This window comes from Cytobacillus sp. EB106-05-05-XG126, assembly GCF_058791715.1.
The window spans coordinates 664,939-683,577 of record NZ_JBYTDU010000001.1; the positions used below are offsets into that span (position 1 = coordinate 664,939).

15 protein-coding genes are annotated in these 18,639 nt (G+C 40.6%); 12 read left to right on the plus strand and 3 right to left on the minus strand.

Translation table 11 applies throughout. The features are described from left to right. The first annotated feature begins 3 nt into the window (after positions 1 to 3). The 9 genes from AC3WTL_RS03310 to AC3WTL_RS03350 all read left to right on the plus strand — a co-directional run bounded on the left by AC3WTL_RS03310 (position 4) and on the right by AC3WTL_RS03350 (position 12,781). A complete protein-coding gene (locus AC3WTL_RS03310) occupies positions 4 to 1,404 on the plus strand; it encodes a glycosyltransferase family 2 protein (RefSeq protein WP_394584230.1) in 1,401 nt (466 codons plus the stop codon). Then, on the plus strand, positions 1,401 to 4,649 hold the full coding sequence (locus tag AC3WTL_RS03315; protein ID WP_492369001.1) for a hypothetical protein: 3,249 nt from the start codon (positions 1,401 to 1,403) through the stop codon (positions 4,647 to 4,649). Before AC3WTL_RS03310 ends, AC3WTL_RS03315 begins: the two co-directional genes overlap by 4 nt. Next, positions 4,650 to 5,021: a response regulator transcription factor gene (locus AC3WTL_RS03320; protein ID WP_222500860.1), complete on the plus strand. Its 372-nt coding sequence runs from the start codon at positions 4,650 to 4,652 to the stop codon at positions 5,019 to 5,021. Next, positions 5,011 to 7,884: an ATP-binding protein gene (locus tag AC3WTL_RS03325; RefSeq protein ID WP_492369002.1), complete on the plus strand. Its 2,874-nt coding sequence runs from the start codon at positions 5,011 to 5,013 to the stop codon at positions 7,882 to 7,884. Before AC3WTL_RS03320 ends, AC3WTL_RS03325 begins: the two co-directional genes overlap by 11 nt. A gap of 274 nt (positions 7,885 to 8,158) precedes the next feature. Further along, positions 8,159 to 9,841 (plus strand): gamma-glutamyltransferase, encoded by a 1,683-nt coding sequence (gene ggt / locus AC3WTL_RS03330; protein ID WP_492369003.1) that lies wholly within the window; start codon positions 8,159 to 8,161, stop codon positions 9,839 to 9,841. Between the two features lie 31 nt (positions 9,842 to 9,872). After that, positions 9,873 to 11,024 (plus strand): M20 family metallopeptidase, encoded by a 1,152-nt coding sequence (locus tag AC3WTL_RS03335; RefSeq protein ID WP_248347670.1) that lies wholly within the window; start codon positions 9,873 to 9,875, stop codon positions 11,022 to 11,024. A gap of 210 nt (positions 11,025 to 11,234) precedes the next feature. Beyond that, positions 11,235 to 11,717: a DUF2975 domain-containing protein gene (locus AC3WTL_RS03340; RefSeq protein ID WP_248347669.1), complete on the plus strand. Its 483-nt coding sequence runs from the start codon at positions 11,235 to 11,237 to the stop codon at positions 11,715 to 11,717. A 9-nt stretch (positions 11,718 to 11,726) separates the two neighbouring features. After that, a complete protein-coding gene (locus AC3WTL_RS03345) occupies positions 11,727 to 11,936 on the plus strand; it encodes a helix-turn-helix domain-containing protein (RefSeq protein WP_035329715.1) in 210 nt (69 codons plus the stop codon). A gap of 74 nt (positions 11,937 to 12,010) precedes the next feature. Further along, the gene (locus tag AC3WTL_RS03350; RefSeq protein ID WP_222500945.1) at positions 12,011 to 12,781 is read left to right on the plus strand and encodes a DUF817 domain-containing protein; all 771 of its coding nucleotides are present in this window, start codon (positions 12,011 to 12,013) and stop codon (positions 12,779 to 12,781) included. A gap of 38 nt (positions 12,782 to 12,819) precedes the next feature. Here AC3WTL_RS03350 and AC3WTL_RS03355 read toward each other — a convergent pair whose 3' ends face one another. Continuing rightward, a complete protein-coding gene (locus AC3WTL_RS03355; RefSeq protein WP_492369004.1) occupies positions 12,820 to 13,311 on the minus strand; it encodes a CBO0543 family protein in 492 nt (163 codons plus the stop codon). A 261-nt stretch (positions 13,312 to 13,572) separates the two neighbouring features. Between AC3WTL_RS03355 and AC3WTL_RS03360 the strand changes: the two genes are divergently transcribed. Next, complete coding sequence (locus AC3WTL_RS03360; RefSeq protein WP_492369005.1) at positions 13,573 to 14,424, plus strand: STAS domain-containing protein; 852 nt, start codon at positions 13,573 to 13,575, stop codon at positions 14,422 to 14,424. A gap of 433 nt (positions 14,425 to 14,857) precedes the next feature. Here AC3WTL_RS03360 and AC3WTL_RS03365 read toward each other — a convergent pair whose 3' ends face one another. Together AC3WTL_RS03365 and AC3WTL_RS03370 are read right to left on the minus strand one after the other, a co-directional pair. Then, a complete protein-coding gene (locus tag AC3WTL_RS03365; protein WP_492369006.1) occupies positions 14,858 to 15,625 on the minus strand; it encodes a YibE/F family protein in 768 nt (255 codons plus the stop codon). Continuing rightward, the gene (locus tag AC3WTL_RS03370) at positions 15,622 to 16,740 is read right to left on the minus strand and encodes a YibE/F family protein (protein ID WP_492369007.1); all 1,119 of its coding nucleotides are present in this window, start codon (positions 16,738 to 16,740) and stop codon (positions 15,622 to 15,624) included. Before AC3WTL_RS03370 ends, AC3WTL_RS03365 begins: the two co-directional genes overlap by 4 nt. A 183-nt stretch (positions 16,741 to 16,923) precedes the next feature. Between AC3WTL_RS03370 and AC3WTL_RS03375 the strand changes: the two genes are divergently transcribed. Both AC3WTL_RS03375 and AC3WTL_RS03380 read left to right on the plus strand, forming a co-directional pair. Further along, positions 16,924 to 17,679: an aminoglycoside phosphotransferase family protein gene (locus tag AC3WTL_RS03375; protein ID WP_248347664.1), complete on the plus strand. Its 756-nt coding sequence runs from the start codon at positions 16,924 to 16,926 to the stop codon at positions 17,677 to 17,679. Positions 17,680 to 17,994: 315 nt separating this feature from the next. Next, positions 17,995 to 18,639, plus strand: a complete 645-nt coding sequence (locus AC3WTL_RS03380; protein WP_248347661.1) for a TetR/AcrR family transcriptional regulator — start codon at positions 17,995 to 17,997, stop codon at positions 18,637 to 18,639.

Here is an 18,639-nt window from a genome sequence, read left to right on the forward strand (position 1 = left end):
CTTATGTGGGGAAATATATTGGTCGGATTTGCTGCATTTATAGCAGTCTTTATGGTGCTGGTCATTAGTTTCTATTCAATTATTTTAGTAATCTCAGTTTTTCAGCTAAGGAAGGAATATTTGCTGAACCGAAACCAGACATTTGACGAGTATATGAATGAATCCTTCGCAAAACCGGTTTCCATCATTGTACCAGCATATAACGAAGAAGCGGGGGTTGTTGCCAGTGTACGCTCCCTTTTGAGTATAGACTATCCTTCTTTTGAGATTATCGTTGTCAATGACGGTTCAAAAGATGACACCATTGAAAAAATGATTACACATTATCAAATGAAGGAAATTAATCCAGCTGTCAGGAAGCAGGTTGAAACAAAGGCTGTTAAAAAAGTTTACCAGTCCGCTTCTCTTCCAAATCTATTTTTAATAGACAAAGAGAATGGAGGAAAAGCTGATGCGCTGAACGCAGGAATTAACTTTTCCCATTTTCCTTATTTCTGTTCATTGGATGGAGATTCTGTACTGGAAAGGGATGCTTTCTTAAAGGTAATGAAGCCTATATTGGATTCTGATGGAGAAGTGATTGCTTCGAGCGGAAGCATCCGCATTGCGAATGGCTGTGAAATACAGGACGGCAATATTTTAAAGGTTGGCTTAGCCAGGGAGCCTTTAGTCATCATGCAAATAATCGAATACTTAAGGGCCTTTTTAATGGGCAGGATTGGGTTAAGCCGGCATAATTTACTTCTGATTGTCTCTGGAGCCTTCGGTGTTTTTTCCAAGCAATGGGTCATTGATGCGGGAGGCTATAAAACCAATACAGTTGGCGAGGATATGGAGCTCGTAGTAAGGCTCCATAGACTTATCAGAGACAAAAAGCAAAAGAAAAAAATCGTCTACGTCCCTGACCCTGTTTGCTGGACCGAAGTTCCGGAAAGCACAACATACCTTAGAAGACAAAGGCGAAGGTGGCATCGCGGATTATTTGAAAGTCTGTGGACACACAGGAAGATGACCTTTAATCCAAGATACGGCCTTATAGGGTTTATTTCCTTTCCATACTTTTGGATCGTAGAGTTTTTGGGCCCGATAGTTGAATTATTGGGATACATTTATGTGGTCATTTCCCTATTTTTGGGTGGTATCTATCTTGAGTTTGCCATCCTGATTTTTCTGCTATCGTGTTTATATGGTTCACTTTTCTCCATGGCCGCCGTTTTGCTTGAGGAATGGAGCTTAAGGAAATTTCCAAAAATCTCTGATTTAATCAAACTGTTTTTCTATTCATTGACTGAAACGTTATGGTACCGGCCTTTGACGGTTTTTTGGAGATGTGAAGGAATATGGCAGCTGGTCAAAGGCGATACAAGCTGGGGAGAAATGAAAAGAAAAGGTGTTTCCGGATGAGACAATTTACCAAAGGGCAAACAGCCGTTTTTCTGTTTGTTCTTGCCGTGCTGACCGTTGTTTCCAGTCCTTTCTGGTCATGGTGGCTAAAGCAGGATCAAAAACTGAATGTGTTTATTTTGGACAAAACAGTGCCGGATGATTCTTATCGGGAGCATAAGGGACTTATATGGATTTTAAATAATGAAAAATATATCAAATCAGATGGGGATCGATACAGTATTGAGGCTGATTATAGCGGCTTTAAACCAGGAATGAAAAATGAATATACGATTAAGCCATTACCGGACAATCTTGAAAAATATCAGGTTCTTTACCTTGCAGATACGTATGGGGTTTATGAGGAAGAATTCTATGGAAGCAATCCATTGGGAGAACGGTCTTCTAATCTATATGGCGGGCTGCAGGAGGAGGAAGTTATCCAGTTGGAGGAAACGTTAGTTTCCTCCAAAGGGAAAACACTCATTGCCGAATTCAATACGTTTGCAAGTCCTTCATCAGATGAGGCCCGGCACCGATTGACCAATTTATTGAATATCAGCTGGAGCGGGTGGATTGGGAGGTATTTCCCTGACCTGTCTGGCAATGAGGTTCCTATCTGGGTAAAGGAACACTATGGAGACGGAAATTGGGGGCTTAAAGGTCCCGGTCTCGTATTTGTGGACTCGAATGATTACGTTGTGGTTGTCGAAGAGAGTGAAATGGAAGGTAAAGGGGTTGAGTTCCGCCTTACGGATAAGGGCGAGGATTTCTTCGGAAAGAAGGTGGGAGCGCCCTATCGGTATTGGTTTGATGTGATCGAGGCAAGAAATGCGGATGAAGTACTGGCTGAGTATTCATTGCCTCTTACTAAGACAGGAAAAAGCAAGCTGCAGAATGCCGGAATCCCTGAAACCTTCCCAGCTGTTATTCAGCACAGCAACGCTGCTTATTCTTCCTATTATTTTGCAGGCGATTATGCAGATGAAGCAGAAGTGCCAACTATTTATCAGACGAGAGGACTGGCCAAGTGGAAAGAACATTTTAGTGCCAATGATTCTTTTTACTGGGAAGCGTACGTACCAATGATGAAAAAGGTGCTGCAGGTAAAGCCGCAGCTGGCAAATAGCAAATTCACTCCGAAAATAGATGAGACCAATGGAATACAATTCAATAGCCAAACAAGTGAAGATTATATTCAGATAATGAAAAATGGCACCTGGGAGGATCTGCTAATAAAAGGGGTCAATATGGGAATAGCCAAGCCTGGCCATTTCCCGGGGGAAACAGGAATTACTGAAGCTGAGTATTTCCGCTGGTTTAAAGCAATAGGTGAAATGAATGCCAATGCCATCAGGATATATACTTTGCATCCGCCGGCATTTTATGAAGCATTTCATAAATATAATCAGATTGCTGAAAAGCCATTATTTCTATTCCATGGTGTCTGGGTCAATGAAGAAACACTGGTTAAGGAGCAGGATGCTTTCTCAGATGCTGTAACTAAAGATTTTAAAAATGAAATGGAGAAAATGATTGATATTATTCATGGAAATGCTGTCATTGAGGAGAGGGCGGGGCATGCTTCAGGCGAATATACATTTGATATCTCACCATATGTGCTTGGCTTTATGGTTGGTATTGAGTGGGATCCTGAGGCCGTCAAAGGCACGAATGATAAACATAAGGGACTTCAGCAATTCTCCGGTGAGTATTTCCAGACAGCTGATGCCAGTCCGTTTGAAATCTGGCTTGCTGAAATGATGGACTATGCCGTAAATTATGAAACCGCGAGCTACGAATGGCAGCATTCAATGAGTTTTACCAACTGGGTAACGACCGATCTTCTGGAACATCCTTCAGAGCCGTCGGTTAAGGAAGATATGGTTTCTGTAAACCCTAATCATATAAAGAAGACAGATAGGTTTCATGCTGGCCTTTTTGCCTCTTATCATGTTTATCCATATTACCCTGACTTCCTTAACTATGAGGAGAAGTATGTCAATTACATCGATTCAAAAGGGGAAAGGAATAACTATGCAGGCTATCTTCATGATTTAATCGCTGTCCACGAGATGCCAGTAATGGTAGCGGAATTCGGAGTCCCTTCGTCCAGGGGGATGACCCATGAAAACGTTGGGGACATGAATCAGGGATTTCACTCCGAGGAGGAGCAGGGAAAAATAAACAGCCGGCTGTTTGAGTCCATTGTTTCTGAAGGTTATGCGGGCGGTCTCGTGTTTTCCTGGCAGGATGAATGGTTTAAGCGAACCTGGAATACGATGGATTATGATAATCCTGACCAGCGTCCATACTGGTCCAACAGGCAAACAAATGAACAGCATTTCGGCTTGCTGAGCTTTGAACCAGGTAAAAATGAAGCTGGAATATATGTGGATGGCATTACAGGTGATTGGAAAAAGCTGAATGAGAAACCTGTCTACAGTTCTGGCCGCAAGAATTCTTACTTGAAGGATATGTATGTTCGTTCTGATGAGGAACACTTATATATCCGGCTGGATTATAACCATCCTATTGACCTGGAGAATGAGACCACACGTTTACTGATCGATACCATTACAGAGCAGGGACAGACTTCGATCCCGGTTCTGACAGGAAAGGTCAAAACGGACTTCGGAGTTGACTTTATGGCAGAAATAGGCGGACAGGATAAATCCAGACTTTTAATAGATAGCTATTATGATACTTTTTATTATCATTATAGCCATATGCTGAATATGATTCCGAATGAAAGCTATGCCAATAAAAAGGATAATGGAGTCTTCCACCCTATCAGGTTAGCACTGAATAAGGAATTAACTATTCCATCCACTGGGGAAACGAAACCGTTCAAATCCTATGAGACAGGCAATTTACAGTTTGGGAATGCAAATCCTGCTCATGAACACTTCAATTCATTAACCGATATAAGTATTAGCAGGAGTAAAAAAGTAATGGAGATCAGACTTCCGTGGGCATTGCTTAATATAAAGGATCCAAGCCAGAAAGAGATAGCTGGGGATCTATGGAGAGAAGGGCTCGCAGGCAGCCAAACAATTGAGGGATTAAGAATTAGTGCCTTGTCGGAGGACAGAGAAGGTATCTTGGATTCTTTTCCAAAGATGCAAGATGGAGTGCTCCATGGAAAAGATTCTGCCTATTATTCCTGGGAACAGTGGGAGGAGCCAGATTACCATGAAAGGCTTAAAAAGTCCTATCATATTATGAAAAAATTATTTGACTCCGCAGAGTTGGGAGAGAAGTAAATGAAAAAGATATTGATTGCTGAGGATGAAGAAATTCTGCGCATGCTTATTGCTGATACTCTGGAAGATGGGGACTTTGAAGTCGATGAAGCTGAAGATGGAGAAGAAGCCCTGAAGCTGCTTGAAAAAAAGCAGTTTGATTTGGTCATTCTGGATTATATGATGCCTGGACTTACCGGTCTTGATGTCATCAGGAAAATCCGGGGTGAGCAGGCTCTTAACAAAGAAGTGAAAATATTAATGTTATCTGCCAAAAGCCAGCAAAATGAACAGGAAGAGGTTTTAAAGGCAGGGGCCGATTATTTCATGGTTAAACCATTCAGCCCTCTTCAATTATTTGAGAAGGTTGGAAAAATAGTAGATGAAGCTTAATCATTTTATAAAAAAGAGCCTGACCAGGCAGATTGTTGCGCTTATAGGAGTATTCGTCCTTCTCTTTCTGACGGGAACCAGTATTTTAATTTTGCTGCAAGAGCAAATAAACAGTTCTTATTACAAAGAACGCGAAAAGCTTATAAAAAAAGAAGAAATTGTTCAGCAAATTGATCATAACTTCAATCTCGTCTTTTTTGATGTCAGAGGCTACTTCGCCTTTGGGAATCCTGAATTAAAAAACCAGGCTGCTGCCTTAAGGCCACAGATCAGAAAACTTATCAGTGAATACAATGGCCTTGCTTCAACCAATGAGGACAAAGCCTTTGGGAAGGAAATGGATGAATTTGCGGATTATTATTTCATTGAAAGACTTCCCGTGTCCATCGAATATTTTGAAGCAGGCCGTATGGACGAAATCATTAAAATGGCAGATTCCGGTGCTACTGCAAGGATTAATACCTTTCAGGATGATATTCAGGTTTATCTGCAAAATTTGAATGATGAGCTGAACGGAAGGGTTCAGGATTTAATCCAAAAACAATCCTATATACAAACAGGTTTCTTTCTTTTTCTTGTTGTCATTCTGGTCATTCTGTTTCGGATGATCCGGATTATGTTCAAGCAGGTAGGACAGCCGCTTACTCAGTTTGCCAATGCTGCTGAAGAAATTGCCAGGGGAGGAAAGGCGGAACTGAATGTAGGGCAGGATCGTATGGATGAATTAGCAGTCCTGTCTGTTGCCTTTCAAAAAATGGTGGTGACCCTGCAGGAAAAAGAGCAGGATTTGCTTGCGCAAAATGAGGAGCTTATTGCTCAGCAGGACGAACTTCAAGCGCAGAGGGGAGAATTGGAAGATGCTCTTGGAACCATGCAATCAAATGAAAGAAAACTTGAGCGCCGGAATGAATTGATTAATGGCATCTCCAATTCATTAAAAAAACAGGAAGTGCTGGAAAGTATTGTAATGAATATGTCCAATGTCATTGAAGCGGACTGCGGGATAATTGTGATGCTTGAAAATGAAGAATCTGCTTCATTTGGAATTTCATCTTTTGGAGTAGAACAGTTCAAGAATCATTTGAGAAGCGGATTAATTGTGAGGCTGAAACAAACAAAAGAAGGTTTTGCTGTTAAGAGACAATTGCTTCAAGAAGAGAAGGGCTACCATGTAAGAACCGTTTTCGGCTATGACCTTTATTTGCCGGTTATTTCTTCAAATCAAGAGGTTACGGCTGTCATGGTTTTCACCAGATACGGCTTTCCTTTTGCACAGTCGCATATGGATGAATATTCGGCACTATCAAAACAGATTGGGCTGTCGCTCGATAAAATCAGTTCTTATGAAAACTCTGAAGCGAATAGAAAATTAAACCAGGATATTCTCAACACTGTAAAGGAAGGTCTGCAGTATGTTGACAGCGACGGCTGCATCCTGCAGGTCAACAAACAGCTTTGCGAAATGTTCCACTGTGAGGGTGGCTTTGAAGGGATTGTTGGACTGACTTGGGATAAATGGAGCGTACTTCTAAAACAGCAGGTAGAGGATGAAGATGGTTTTACCGAATTCATCTGGCGGGCCTTTAATGGTAAAACATCCAGCGGGGAAACGTTTGTATACAAAACAAAGGATAGAGGGCATATCTGCCAGATGTACTGTGAAGATCTTTATCAGAATAATGAGTGTGTTGGAACTGTATTGGTCCACAGGGATATTACAAAAGAATTTAAAGTGGATGAAATGAAATCGGAGTTTGTCAGCACCGTCAGCCATGAATTGAGAACACCGCTTGCCAGCATTTTAGGTTTCTCGGAGCTGCTGCTGAACAGGGAGCTCAAGGCGGAAAAGCAGAAGAAATATTTGATGACAATATTAAATGAGGCGAAGAGGCTTACGTCTCTAATCAACGATTTTCTTGATGTCCAGCGGATGGAATCCGGTAAACAAACATATGAAAAAAAATATATTGAGCTTATTCCTATTATTGAGAAAGTAATGGATAATCAGCAGGTGCAGACGGATGTTCACAATATTACATTAGAACCATTTAGTGGAAATGATGTCATTCTTGGTGATTCCTGCAAAATCGAACAGGTATTTTCCAATTTGATAAGCAATGCCATCAAGTATTCTCCATCTGGAGGTCCCGTCAATATAAGGTTGTTTGAAGAAAACAGCCTGCTTCATATAGAAGTGGAAGATCATGGATTGGGAATTCCGGAAAATGCAGCTGCGGATATTTTTAACAAATTTTACAGAGTGGACAATTCAGATCGACGCCGAATTGGCGGAACGGGGCTTGGGCTGTCCATTGTACAGGAAATAGTAAAGGCTCATGATGGAAATATAGGTGTCAAATCAAAATACGGGGAAGGAAGCACCTTCATAGTTTCTGTTCCAGCTGTCTATAAGCCTTCCCATGGACTGGATGAGAACATTCACCAAAGAGGCACACGCTATGAAGTGCTGGTTATTGAAGACGACCAAAGCCTGGCAGAACTGTTTATTCAGGAGCTTACGGAAAACAATTTGCATGCGAAGCATTTCAATAATGGAAGGGATGTCCTGGAGTATTTGGAAAATCACCTGCCTGATGCGATTGTTTTGGATATCATGCTTGATGAGGGGCTTGATGGATGGAGTATTATGAAGATATTAAAACGAAATGAAGTGTTAAGTCACATTCCAATCATTATTTCAACTGCATTGGATGAAAAGGAGAAAGGCCTGTCACTGGGAGCTCATGAATACCTGATAAAGCCTTACCAGGCGGGAAGCCTGTCGATGGCCATTATGCAGACACTGCTTAAGGTTGGAAAAGCCGGTCAGATATTGATTCCTGAGAATTCACCCGGTGATTGATTAATATAGGCTCTACATTAAAAAATTTTCCATGGAAAACCTTCCGGCATTCGTATTTAAAATAGAGAGCAGCTGCTCCCTGTTTAAAGATTCAAATTTCCGTAAAAGATTTATTAATAACAGGTTCCCGGATCTTTAGTCATCAAAATGACTCAAGGTCCGGTGCCTTTTTTTGTATGTTTCAGCTATTTTCAGCCGGGTACAAGAGATTAAAAGCAATTAATACTAAAAAAAGAATCTAGTAATTTATAGGGGAACCTATAGGAGGGATTCAATGGATAAGGTAGATACCAGACACATGGAAAATGACACTGAGGACAAGAGGCAGAAGGCGACTGGCACTCATGGAATGGCTGCTTCTGCAGTACATGAAGCAACAGAAGCCGGTGCCGCAATCTTAAGGAATGGCGGCAATGCCATGGATGCCCTTGTTGCCATTCAATTTGCCCTTAGTGTGGCAGAAGTGTTTAACACAGGAATTGGGGCAAGCGGATACATCGTCTATTATGATCAGAAATCAAAAAAGACAAAGGTGATCAACGGCCATTCACAGACTCCTTCAGGGGCAGATAAAGATCAGTTCTTAAATAAACAAGGAGAGATTACTCCTTACTTTCAGCAGACCATTGATGCCAAGTCAGTAGGCATTCCCGGTATCATGAAGGCTATGGATGAGGGGCATAAAAGGTTTGGGACAAAACTGATGGAGGACCTGATTGAGCCTGCCGTTAAACTGGCTGAAGAAGGCTTTAGGGTGAACTGGCAATGGGACGAAGTCATCGAAATTCTTCATATCAGGATGGGGGAAGAAGCAAAGAAGTTTTTTATGCCGGAAGGTGTTCCGTTAGTGCAGGGAGACTGGGTACAAAACAAAGACCTGGCAAAGACTCTTAGAATACTGCAAAAGAATGGGATACAAGCGCTTTATGAAGGTGAAATTGCAGATGCCATCATCAAGACGCTTAAAGAGCAGGGCGGTATTATGACGAATGAGGATCTGAAAAACTATCGGGCTCCAATTGAAGAACCGGTGATGGGAACCTACAGAGGCTATGATATTGCCGTTCCAGGACCACCTAATGGCGGAGGGATTGCCCTGCTGGAGCTATTAGGAATACTGGAAGGTTTTGAACTTAACAAGTATGGAGTATCTTCCTGGGAAAAGTATTATTTATTCTCAGAGGCAATGAGATTAGCATTTTCTGATAAGCTGGCTTATATGGGAGATCCTCATTTTTCTGAAATTCCGGTTGAAGGTCTGCTTCATAAAGAGTATTTAGAGGAACGGCGGAGAAAGATTGACTGGAAATCGAGAAATCCGGAAATTGACTGCGGCAACCCCTGGAAGTTCCAGGGCAGCGATCGTCCAAAGGGCGAAGTAAAGGTATATCAAACTGGACAAGATACTACGCATTTTACCGTTGCGGACAAATGGGGGAACATTGCAGCCTGCACATCTTCCAATGAGCATATTATGGGTTCAGGCATCATGGTACCAGGTTACGGATTTTTGCTTAACAATGATTTGACCGATTTTACACCTGAACCGGATCATATTAATAGCCTGGCACCAAATAAACAGCCGGTCAGCGCAAAAGTACCTGCAATAATATTCAAAGATGGAGTGCCTGTTTTAACGCTGGGCTCTCCTGGCGGCCCAACCATTGTTGCTTCAGTTTCGCAGGTTATCAGCCATATACTCGACTTTGAAATGGATGTAAAAGATGCAATCGAAGAACCAAGGATTTATAACAGTGTAGGACCTGATGTCTGGACCGAACAAGGCATTGGCCAAGGTGAAATTGACAAGCTCCGCAAAATGGGATTTCAGTTTGATGATACAGACAGGCCAATTGGGAATGTGCAGGCAATCCTGATGGATCCCAAAACTGGCATGCTGCATGGAGCTGCTGATTCAAGCAGGCCAGGATCAGCCATTGGAATTAACGAAGAGTAACCCGGTGATAATTTGAATAGGAGTGATTTCATTGAAACAATATGAAGCGTATTTGGAGGACAAAATGCCGGAAATGATGAACTTGCTCGAGGAACTGGTTAATATAGACAGCGGCTCTTATCATAAAGAAGGAGTGGACAAGGTTGGCAGTGTTTTGAGAAAGGAATTTGAGGATTTGGATATGGATGTTCTTGTTCACCGTGAATCAGAGTATGGAAACCATCTTGAGATAAAAGCTGAAAAGGATAGCGACCCTAAAATCATCATTATTGCCCATATGGATACTGTATTTCCAGAAGGTGAAGCAGAAAAGCGCCCATTCAAAATGATTGGGGATAAAGCCTATGGACCGGGAGTGAGTGATGAAAAGGCAAGCCATGTATCCGTGTTGTACGCATTGAAACTTCTTAAGGAAAGAGGATCGGACGCATATAAAAATGTACACCTTATTTTTAATAGTGATGAAGAAATCGGCTCACGAAAATCAAAAGCCATTATTAAAGAGGCGTCGATAGGTAAAAAATTCTCACTTGTCGTTGAATCCGGAAGACCAGATGACGGCATAGTCACAGAAAGAAAGGGAATTGGCAGATTTATCTTTGATGTTAAAGGAAAAAGTGCCCATGCAGGGGTTGAACCCGAAAGAGGACGAAGCGCCATTGATGAACTGGCACATAAAGTAGTGAAACTTCATGATTTAAATGATTACGAGAGAGGCTTATCGGTCAATGTGGGCTTAATTGACGGCGGCATCTCGTCTAATACCGTCGCTCCAGATGCAGAAGCGCAAGTGGATGTTCGAGTCAAGAACATGGAACAGGCAAAGGAGATTACGGCAAAAATCACAGAAATTGCAGAGGAGGAGGAAGTGCAGGGAACAGAAACCAGCTTATCAGGTAAAATTGGAAGACCGCCAATGGAAAAAGTGGCGGGAACGGACAAATTGATTGAGGAAATAAAGGCTGCAGGGGAAGAACTTGGAATGTCTATAAGGGAAGTCAGCACCGGCGGAGGTTCGGATGCAGCGTATACATCCACTGAAGGAGTCCCAACTGTGGATGGCATGGGGCCGCTCGGAGAATTTTCCCATAGTGAGACAGATGAGTATATCGATTTGAAAACGTTTCCGAAGCGAACGGCATTACTGGCAAGAACGATTGAGAGGTTAAGCAAAGTAGAATAGGAACGTTAAAGCCCGGCCAAAAGCGGCCGGGCTTTTTGATGGTGTTTGCAGGCGATTCTGTGAAGTAAGAAGAAAAGCATTATACCTGCTGATTTGATTAATTTTCACCTCCTATTCAATAAAAAAATAATCAAAAACATTAAATATTTATTGAAAAACGATAAATAATAGATTAAAATCAAATTGAAAATAAGAAGTGAGGTGCTTTTTATGGAAAAGGTAACAACGCTGTTTTTAAAAATAGCCGTTATTCTATTAGGAGTCCCAATTTTGGTTTTGTGCATTTTTTTAGTGCCTGAGCTGGGAAAGGTCGCAGGTGAATTGCTGCCGAAGTTTGCTTTTTTTAAGTATTGGGTTTACATCGTATTTTATGGGTCTACGATACCGTTTTACTTTGCACTGTATCAGGCTTTCAAACTTTTGCGCTATATTGACAAAAATAAAGCGTTCTCGGATTTATCTGTCATCGCATTAAAGAAAATTAAATACTGTGCCATCACCATTGCCTGTTTGCATGTGCTGGTCCTGCCGCTATTCTATGTTTTTGCAGAGATTGACGATGCCCCGGGTGTCATCTTCGTCGGAATGGTAGTTCCTTTTGCTTCGATGGTGATCGCAGTGTTTGCGGCTGTTCTCCAAAAGCTGCTGCAAGAAGCAATTGATATCAAATCAGAAAATGATTTAACGGTCTGAGGTGAGAACATGACAATTATAATCAATGTTGATGTGATGCTCGCAAAAAGGAAAATGAGTGTAACGGAACTTTCAGAGAGGGTAGGAATCACCATGGCCAATCTCTCTATTTTAAAAAATGGAAAAGCAAAAGCGATCCGGTTTTCAACTTTGGAGGCCATCTGCAAAGCACTGGACTGTCAGCCTGGAGATATCCTGGAGTACCGCAGTGATGAATAAGGGGACAGATTCATCGTCCCATGAAAGGGGAATTTCGGATGCAATTGACTATTCGCAAATTAGAAGCTCTGCCCATGAGATCATTGAAGCAGCTGTTTCGTTTCGGCTGGGAGCAGGCCTTGTCCTGTTTGTTTCCTGTTGTCATTTTTGCTTCTTTAGCTTTAACTAAATTCCTGCCGATGCCTTTTCTCCCGCGGTATGACTGGCTGCTGATCATCTGTCTTCTGATGCAGTGGGCGATGCTGAAATCAGGGCTTGAAACGAAGGATGAGTTGAAGGTTATCACTCTGTTCCACATCATTGGCCTTGCACTCGAACTTTTTAAGGTACATATGGGCTCGTGGGCATATCCGGAGGAGGGGTATTCCAAAGTTTTTGGGGTTCCTTTGTACAGCGGCTTCATGTATGCCAGTGTAGCAAGTTATCTCTGCCAGGCGTGGAGAAGGCTGAAGGTTGATCTGATCAAGTGGCCGCCATTCCTGGCAGTAGTGCCACTTGCCGCTGCAATTTATTTAAATTTTTTCACGCACCATTTTTGGATTGATATCCGCTGGTGGCTGTCGGGTTTGGTGATCATTGTATTTTGGAAATCCTGGGTCCGTTATGAGGTTGGCGGAAAGGGTTACCGAATGCCTATTGCGCTTTCTTTTGTTCTGATCGGGTTCTTTATATGGGTAGCTGAGAATATTGCGACATTCTTTGGGGCCTGGGAGTATCCGAATCAGGCAGAGGCGTGGAGCCTTGTTCATTTAGGGAAAGTGAGTTCCTGGCTTTTGCTGGTGATTGTCAGCTTCCTGATCGTTGCCACCCTAAAGCAGGTTAAGGGGAAGACTGCAGGGCAATAACCATCTAATTTACTTGGCATGATCAATCAGCATGGTCTCTATAGATAATCAAACAAGAACAAATAAACGGCAGCAATCGGAACGGAAAGAATTAATGCCCGCAGTTTATGGATATAGTGTAAACGGATCATCGGAAACATGATGGCCACAAATTGAAAAGACCACCAGATATTCCACCCATTATGATAGGTTATGAAATGAAAGCGGGATGCCAGCCATTCAGCCGCCCAAAACAAAACCATCCATCGCGCATAATAAAAAATTTTATTTTTAAGACAGCTGGGATAATTAGATAAAAACACAAAGCCAATTAAAGGATTAATAATAATGTTATGCAATAAGTGTACGCCCATCAGATTCAAAAGCCCTTTTTCAAGTTCCCATAAGTGAAAATGGCTATGAGAAATAAATTCATAAATAAAAGATGCCACGGAAATATACAGCATGGTGGGATAATATCTTTCCCAGTTTTTCCAGTCGCCTTTTATGTAAGAAAGAATGCTGACCAATAATACAAGGATGCAGTGCATAGGTTCACCTCATTTTACTGGTACCTATTATGGACGATATTTATCATAAAATTACCATAAACTGTAAAAATAGGTAATTTTTCCTTGTTGAATTGTGTGGGAACCGATTAATTATCAGTATGCTATTCAGCGGAAGTTCCTCTTTTCACCAAATACAGTGCGATAAACCAGGAAGTAACAGGAATCACCATTGTTACTTAAGGTCAGAAGTTCCTTTTTTTGCCGCATTCTTCTATGTTATATTAGGAGATAGGTCTCAACATGAGGGAGAGGATTATCCTGATCAATCACACAGAGGTTGATTATAAGAAGAAAATTTCTGAGAACATACTCAGCAGAAAGCATCAATTAATCAAGCAAAAAAAAGATTTAGAATCCAACGAGATTTCAGAATCAATGGGTACCAGATTACAGCAATGGCGGGAAAATATAATTGAGATTTATGCACATTCAATTGCAAGTGATAAAGAAACAACTTATAAAATTCTTAATGAATGGGGAGAGGAAGCTGTAGACACATTAGTGAATTATAGTCTCCCAATTGATATAGCACTAAAGGAAGTCAGGGATTATAGAAACCTCATTGGCCGTATTATCAGGGACGATGCATCCCAGCGGGAACTGACAATAGCACAATTCTATGAAATCATTTCAGACTTTGATTCTGTGGTGGATCGGGCTGTTCATTGGCTAAGTATTTCATATTCAAAGAAATTCTACACACGAATTAATTTAGCAGAAGCGGCAGCATTGGAATTATCGATTCCAGTTATTAAAATCACTGATAAAATCGGAATCCTGCCTTTGATAGGAGATATTGATACTCAAAGAGCCCAGGAATTAATGGAGAAGGCTCTTACAAAAAGCAATGAGTATTCTTTGGAGCATATCATTATCGACTTATCAGGCGTTCCTGTTGTGGATACGATGGTTGCAAACCGAATAATTAGAGTTGTAGAATCATTGATGCTTTTAGGTGTTAAAGCTACATTAACAGGAATCAGACCTGAAATTGCTCAAACAATGATTCATCTGGGGATCAATATTTCTCACATTGAAGTGGCCACAAGTCTTCAAAAAGCATTACAAAGCTTATTGAAGATTAAACTTTAAAATTACAAACCTTTTAATCATATAGATCGCATAAAAATTGGGTTGTTCATATGATTAATATAAATTCAGTTTTACAGGGATTGCAGAAGCAGTCCTTTTTTTATTGGCATTGCAGGTGGGATAACGCGACGGGTTCTATTTCCCTATTCGCAAATTGGAAGCTCAGCCGATGAGATTCCTAAAGCAGGTTAATGGCGGGCTGCCGGTCAGATGTTTATTTTGTCATATCAAAAAATAACTCCCCGCAAAGGGGATATTGAAATCTGCAGATTTCTTTTTCTGCATCAAGTTTTAAATCTATTGCTCACTAAATTTCTCAGAAGTATTCTTCTCTATTATTTTCCCGTCCATTATTAATTCAATTGGGACATCCTTACGGGGTGTCATTTTCAATATATAAAATAATTGACCATGTACATTTAAGTTTCTTAAGCTATTCAGCCGAATTTCCTCTTTTCACCAAATAGAGTGCGGTAATCCAGGAAGTAATGGGAATCACCATTGTTACTCCAATTCCTGCACAGAAGATAGTAATCATCTCGCCGCTGAAAATCTTTGAATTGATAATTTCACCTGGTGAATAGGATAGGTCTTTAAACCATATCAGCAGTGCTAAATACCCGCCAAAGAAGGCGAAAAATAATGTGTTGGTGCTTGTTCCGAGAATATCCTTGCCGATGCTGATGCCGGCTTGGAATAATTCCTTTCTGCTAATGTCCGGGTGATGATAATGAATTTCCCTCATTGGGGAAGAGATGGCCATGGCAGCGTCCGTTATGGCGCCTATGGTACTCATGATAATGACAGACGCAGCCACTTTAACGAAATCAACCCCAATATAAAGCGAAAATATACTCAACTCTTCTATTTCCTCTTCTCCAAATCCCTGAATCATGGCTTTTTCTGCAATGATGACAATGAACACAATGAGAACGACCGTAGTAATGATCGAAGCCAGAAATGCGGTTATCGTCTTAATGTTCACTTCATTTATAAAAAATAGATTGATACAGCCAATGAAGGCACAGGCAATTAATGTAACGATAATTGGATTGATGTTTGGATCGTTCATAAAGAAAAGGACGAAAATAATCACTCCGAAGTTGAGGAAGATCGCAAAAAATGATCTGGCCCCTTTTTTTCCGCCTATAAGGGTCATCAGAATAAATAATATGGCTGCCAGCACTAGTATTGCATTCATTTTTGTGCCCTCTTTCTATTAATGAAATATATGGCAGTATACAGGCCAATCGGAATGGTGATCACGATTCCGATTCCTCCGGCAAGTGCCCGGGCTATTTCCAGTGAAAGGTTCATGGATAGGCTGAATCCGAGCGGTGAGTCATTTTTTATATACAAAATAAGCATCGGAATGGAGCCGCTGATATAAGCGAAAAACAAGATATTCGTCATGGTGCCCATAATGTCTTTGCCCACTTCCATTCCAGAACGCTTTAGAGCCTGCACGGGAATGCTGTTATTCTTCTCATATAAGCTAAACAGTGAAGATGACATAGTAATGGCTACATCCATAACCGCTCCTAACGAGCCGATAAATAATCCGGCTAAGAACACCATTTGATAGGGCCGGGTTGTAAACTGGAGCTCTTCGTATCTCAGCCCTTTTCCGCCAGTTACCCAAATGACCAGATAAGTGATCAATAAAGACAAAAATGTTGCCGCAAGCGTTGCGATAATGGCAGCATATGTTTTTTCGTTAAAGCCGTTTACGAGCAGAAGGGAGGTAACGGCAAATAAGATGACTGCTGCACTGCATATCAGCAGCAGGCTTATTTCCGGATTCTTCAGATAAACATCTAATGCATAGGAAAGCAGCACGGCATTAACTGCGAGGCTGATGATGGAAAAGAGACCTTGCTTTTTACCGACAAAGAGCAGTATCAGGATAAAGATCCATCCTGTCAAAAGTATGTAATGATCCCGCTTCAGATCAAGGATATCTCCGCTTAATTCTGCAGCATCCGCTTCATTCTCCTTTATGGACACAAATAATTTTTGGCCGCTTTGAATTTCATAGTCATATGCTTTGGCTTTCGAATACTGATTTGTTAAGAGAATGTACTGTCCTTTTGCTTTTCCATTCGTAATTTCTGCTATGATCCGCTGTTCATATACGCGGTCTTCATTATCATAAATATCTGTTACTTCTTCAGAGTGAACAAGCTGGACTTCCTTTACTTCAGCTATTGTGCGTTCATAGAAAGAATCATTGTTCTGGACAAATAGTACGGAGGCAGCTATGCATATTGCCAATATGATATAAGAATAGACCTTTTTAATGGGGATGTTTTTCAAAATAAACCTCCGGAAGTATAAAAATAGAATATCTTTGCAACGGAATAAGGATATCAGTACCTTTTTCGGATAGTCAAGTTTATCAGAATTCAACGAAAGGCGGGAAAGAAGGATTCTCATTTAGTCAGATCGAATTACCTTAAACATAGCAATTAAATTATTTTTTATCAGGAGAGAAGAAAGGTGAATCTGGGCAATCCGATAGCTGTTGGAAATACAGCTGAAATCTATCAATATGATGACAAAATCGTTAAATTATTTAAAAAGCCTTTACCGCCATCAGAACATCTGCACGAAGCAAAAAAACAAGAATATGCCTCCTCGTGCGGGCTTCCTGTTCCTAAAATTTTCAAAGTAACAGAAATAGCCGGCAGACAGGCAATTATTATGGAGTATATAAAAGGGAAACCAGCAGGTGATTTGATACTTGATACAATGGAATCAGCAGAGATTTATTTAAACATTTGTGTAGATATGCAGCAAAAAATCCATGCTTTGCCTGCTGATGCATCAATAATTGGTTCGATGACTGCTAAGCTGCACAATCAGATTCAATCAGTGGAAACACTGAATAAAACTCAGAAAAGTTTTCTATTGAAAAAATTGGGCTCAATGAATTTTGAACCAAAACTGTGTCACGGAGATTTTCACCCATTTAATTTGATATTGAGAGATGGGAAGGTGTGCGTTATTGATTGGGCCGATTCGAGTTCTGGCGATGTTCGTGCGGATGTCAACCGTACGTTTCTATTGTTATCGGAAGTTTCCGTGAAACTGGCAGAAATGTATGTTCATAGTTATTGTAGAATTTCCGGTTTATCAAGAGACGAAATCTTCCAGTGGACTCCCATTATTGCTGCTGCAAGGTTATCGGAAAATCTATCTGCGGCAGAAAATACGAGATTACTGGAAATCGTTGAACAAACAAGTGGAACATAAGCTTGTACAAAAAAAAATCATCCAAAAGGATGAAAGAGAAGCAGCAGATTCATGTAACTATTTCTTTTGACCGTTCAGAATTTCCTTTTGCTGTTTTTCCTTTTTCTGATTTTCTGCATCCTTTTTGAAAGCCTCCATTGCTTTGTAAAAAATTAATGTCATTATGTTCACCTCCTTTTATTAGCATGTATCCCCGTGAAATTTTAAATAAAACTAAGAATAAAAAATTGATAATATTTGTTAATTTTCTTTGCGGAAAAATATTGACCACATTGGTCAATATTGATATCTTAAAAGTGACCAATGTGGTCATTTTTGGGGAAGGAGTGCAATATAATTAATACTACTTTTTACAGTTTGAAACCCGAAAAACAGGAACGGATTATCAATGCGGCCATGAAGGAATTTGTAAAGAGCGGATTTGAGAAGGCATCTACTAATGAAATAGTAAAGGATGCACAAATAAGCAAAGGCTCATTGTTTAACTATTTCAGCAATAAAAAGGACTTGTATTTCTTTTTGATTCAGAATGCAGTAAATATCATTGAACAAATCTATGTAGAAATAGACATGAATGAGAGGGACATTTTTGAAAGGATCAGTCAGGTGGGGTTCATTAAGTTAAACATCCAAAAGAAATACCCCCTTGTATTTGATTTCTTGAAGTCACTGCTTGAAGAAGATGCTCAGGATGTGAAATCGGATATAAATCAACTGCTGGCAAACATTCAAAAAGATGGCTTCAGAAGAATTTACGAAAACATCGACTGGTCAAAGCTTCGGGAGAATATAGAACCAGAAAAGGCAATGAATATCCTTAATTGGACCATGACTGGTTTTGCGGAGCTGCAAATTACCAAAATTAAGTCATTTGAGGATATCGGTAACGAGGTGTTTAACGAATGGGACAGCTATAAAGAAATTTTAAAGAGCTGTTTTTATAAAAACGGGGAGGAATGA

Bases quoted from the DNA above. Each gene is read 5' to 3' on its own strand.
- AC3WTL_RS03310 (WP_394584230.1), top strand. From the start codon at position 4: ATGTGGGGAAATATATTGGTCGGATTTGCTGCATTTATAGCAGTCTTT.
- AC3WTL_RS03315 (WP_492369001.1), top strand. From the start codon at position 1,401: ATGAGACAATTTACCAAAGGGCAAACAGCCGTTTTTCTGTTTGTTCTT.
- AC3WTL_RS03320 (WP_222500860.1), top strand. From the start codon at position 4,650: ATGAAAAAGATATTGATTGCTGAGGATGAAGAAATTCTGCGCATGCTT.
- AC3WTL_RS03325 (WP_492369002.1), top strand. From the start codon at position 5,011: ATGAAGCTTAATCATTTTATAAAAAAGAGCCTGACCAGGCAGATTGTT.
- ggt (WP_492369003.1), top strand. From the start codon at position 8,159: ATGGATAAGGTAGATACCAGACACATGGAAAATGACACTGAGGACAAG.
- AC3WTL_RS03340 (WP_248347669.1), top strand. From the start codon at position 11,235: ATGGAAAAGGTAACAACGCTGTTTTTAAAAATAGCCGTTATTCTATTA.
- AC3WTL_RS03345 (WP_035329715.1), top strand. From the start codon at position 11,727: ATGACAATTATAATCAATGTTGATGTGATGCTCGCAAAAAGGAAAATG.
- AC3WTL_RS03350 (WP_222500945.1), top strand. From the start codon at position 12,011: ATGAGATCATTGAAGCAGCTGTTTCGTTTCGGCTGGGAGCAGGCCTTG.
- AC3WTL_RS03355 (WP_492369004.1), bottom strand. From the start codon at position 13,311: ATGCACTGCATCCTTGTATTATTGGTCAGCATTCTTTCTTACATAAAA.
- AC3WTL_RS03360 (WP_492369005.1), top strand. From the start codon at position 13,573: ATGAGGGAGAGGATTATCCTGATCAATCACACAGAGGTTGATTATAAG.
- AC3WTL_RS03365 (WP_492369006.1), bottom strand. From the start codon at position 15,625: ATGAATGCAATACTAGTGCTGGCAGCCATATTATTTATTCTGATGACC.